Raw genomic sequence first — 440 nt, 5'->3', positions numbered from 1 at the left:
ATGGCAGAAGCTGGGGGCGCCGGTGTTCGTGCGTGGCCAGCTGCGCAGCTATGCGCGCCTGCTCGACGTGGATGTCGGCCAGCTGCTGGAACAGGCCCAGGTCGGCCCGGTGGTTCCGCCCACCCTGGTCAGCCATACCCATACCCCGCGTGCGCGCCGCATCGCCGAGAACCTCGGTCGCCGCGTGCTGTATGTCGGCATCACCGCGGTGCTGGCGGTGCCGGTGTGGTTCGCCACCCGTGGCCACTTCGACGGCAGGGCGACCCCGTCGCCGAGCACCGCCTCGCTGGATGTGATCCCGGCCGCCGTGCCGGTCACCCCGTCCACGGCCGGTGCCGAGGCTGTCCCGCCGGCCGAAGCGGCCACCGCCCCGGCCGGCAAGCCGGCGGCCACCCCGTACGTGGCCTCGCTGGCCCCGGTGCCGCGCCCGGCGCCGGCTC

The 440-nt window shown here is 75.2% G+C and carries 1 protein-coding gene; it reads left to right on the top strand.

Annotated elements, in window-relative coordinates; translation table 11 throughout:
* The coding region (locus F8M74_RS37300) for a helix-turn-helix domain-containing protein (protein WP_368669197.1) at positions 1-440 on the top strand (440 nt) is incomplete at both ends.

Origin of the sequence: Myxococcus sp. CA023 (assembly GCF_010998615.1) — a bacterium.
Lineage (GTDB): Bacteria > Myxococcota > Myxococcia > Myxococcales > Myxococcaceae > Myxococcus.
The sequence above is the reverse complement of the archived record's forward strand: the minus strand, read 5'-3'. Positions and strand labels throughout refer to the sequence as shown.